Origin of the sequence: Reyranella sp., from assembly GCF_050185545.1 — a bacterium.
In the GTDB taxonomy this organism is placed as follows: Bacteria; Pseudomonadota; Alphaproteobacteria; order Reyranellales; family Reyranellaceae; genus Reyranella.
Map to the genome: position 1 here is coordinate 30,607 of NZ_JBFWZI010000057.1, position 2,267 is coordinate 32,873.

Genomic DNA, 2,267 nt, shown 5'->3' on the forward strand with positions numbered 1-2,267 from the left:
GCAGGCGGCCGAGGGCGTGGCATGGCTGTGGCGCGCCATAGGCCGGCCGGTCACGCTGTTCCTGCTGCGGGCGCTGCGCTTTCTGTTCGGCTGGTACCTGCGCCTGTGGGGCCGGTTGGTGACCGTCACCAACCAGTACGGCGACCGGGTGTTCTCCTACAAGCGCGCCGGCGTGATGGTGCTGATCACGGCGCTCGGCCTGTTCATGGCGTCGGTGCTGGCGCAACTCGCCTGGGATGCCGGCTGGTACGCCTCCAACGGCCGCTGGGAGCAGGTCTATCTGCGTTCGCCGCAGGAGCTGCAGGGCCATCCGGGCGAGGACGTCCATGCCGTGCGCGGCTGCGAGCACAGCCCAGGCTGCACCGAGCTCGACGCTGTCTACTACCGGGTGCGCTTCAAGCTGTTCAACCTGCTGTGGAGCCTGTGGACCCATGGCAGCATGTTCTACCCCGACCTGGTGGCCGCCGCCGTGCCGACCGAGACCAGCTACTGCCGCGCCCACACCTACGGCATCCGCAAACGCTTTCTCACCCGGCACCTGAACTGGCACCCCGACCTGCTGTCGGTCCAGTGCACACCGCTCGAGCGGGCACCGGTGTCGCAGTAGGCTGTTCTCCTCCCCGTCATCGCCCGTCATCGGGGGAGGTGGCCCGCAGGGCCGGGGGAAAGCAGCAGTCGAGATCATTCCGAAGGCGACGTCGAAATCAGAGCGATCTCGTCTGAGGCCTTTCCCCTCCGCCCCGTATGACGCGGCACCTCCCCCCGATGACGGGGGAGGAATGAAAATCCGCAAAAAAGAAAGACCGGAGTCGCTCGCCGCGACCCCGGTCTCTCGTATGCCAGGTCCAATCGATCGGAGGAAGATGATCGATTGGAGAGGCGGATTACTGCGTGATGACGATCACCGCACGGCGGTTGCGCGGCTCGACGGTCTGCGGGCCGGTCGGGACCAGCAGGCCCTCGTCGCCGGCGCCGCGCGTGGTGATGGCGGCCGCCGGGACACCGTTGGCGATCAGGTCGTCGCGCACCTTGTTGGCGCGAGCCGTCGAGATCTGCATGTTGACGGCGGTCGAGCCGATGGTGTCGGCGTAGCCGGTCACGCTGATGCGGGCATTGGCCTTGCTCTTGAAGACCTGTGCCGCCTGGGCGACCGTGTTCTGCGACTGGTCGCTGATCTTGGTGCTGCCGAGCTCGAAGAACACCATGTACGATACCGGCGCGACGGCCGGCGGCGGTGCCTTTTCGCAGGCGCCCAATGCGACGGCGGCGATGAGGGCGATGAAAAGCTTCTGGATCATGTGTCTCTCCCCTTGTGAGTGATGTGATGCCTCGAGATGACTGACACGAGGTCCTGAGTGGCCTGTGCCGTGGATCGACGGCGCGGGGGGCGGGACGCTCCGGGACATGGGGCCCGGAAGCGCCCGCGCCGCTCTGCCGACGATGGCGAGTTTAGCGGATGATGGTGGCTTTGATAGCCGTCTGGCGGCTCCACACCGTGGTGATTTCGTCGCCGACCTTGATCTGCGCCATCGCCGCCTTGCCGGCCGGCGTGACGACCGGCGGGAGCTGGATGACCTCGCCGCTGTTGGGCGACGGCTTGTCGGGCTCGCCGCCCGACTTGTAGATCAAGAAGATGGTGTTGGTGGCCGGATCGAGCTTGGTGACCATGCCGTCCATGCTCCACAGGATGATCTTCTCCTTGGCGCCGGGGATGCCCTGCAGGGTGGCGTTCTGCTTCTTCATCGCATCGCCGCGGGCGATCGTCTCGGGCGTCTTCTTGGCGATCAGGAAGTCCATGTAGTCGTACCAGTGCACGTCGACGATGTTGCCGACCTTGATTTGATTGAAGTTGGTGACGAGGTCGGCGGCCTTCATCTTCACGCGGCCGAGGTCTTCCCAGATGATGGTGAAGCTGCGCTGCTCGGGATGCATGCTGTGGATCGTGCCGCGCTTGAAGTTCTCGAGCGTGTTCGGCACGACGAGCTCCTGCGCGAATGCCGTCTGCGAGAGCATGGGCAGGATCGGAGCCGCAAGTGCGGCGCCACCGAGGTACCTCAGAGCCGAACGACGATTGATGGTCACCATGACATTCTCCCTTGTCCCTGACCTCAGGGACGTTGCGATTGGATGGGAAGCGGTATTGCTCCTCCGACGGAAGACTTCCTACCTGCGTGCTGTGTCTCCGCCGTATCGTGATCTCGAATGATTTGTGTCGTCTGTATCGTTACCTGCTAGTTCACACGCGGGAGAATATTGTCGGGCAGGGT

The 2,267-nt window shown here is 64.6% G+C and carries 3 protein-coding genes; 1 reads left to right on the plus strand and 2 read right to left on the minus strand.

Going from position 1 to position 2,267, the window contains the following annotated elements:
* Positions 1-607, plus strand: a 607-nt coding sequence (locus AB7O82_RS17270) for a hypothetical protein (RefSeq protein WP_428619848.1), incomplete at its 5' end; no start/stop codon positions are given.
* A 277-nt stretch (positions 608-884) separates the two neighbouring features.
* On the opposite strand, the gene AB7O82_RS17275 is transcribed toward AB7O82_RS17270, so the two are convergent.
* Positions 885-1,298 carry an OmpA family protein gene (locus tag AB7O82_RS17275; RefSeq protein ID WP_428552323.1) on the minus strand — a complete coding sequence of 138 codons (414 nt, stop codon included), beginning with the start codon at positions 1,296-1,298 and terminating at the stop codon, positions 885-887.
* Positions 1,299-1,449: 151 nt separating this feature from the next.
* A complete protein-coding gene (locus AB7O82_RS17280) occupies positions 1,450-2,085 on the minus strand; it encodes a hypothetical protein (protein ID WP_428552320.1) in 636 nt (211 codons plus the stop codon).
* Positions 2,086-2,267: the final 182 nt, after the last annotated feature.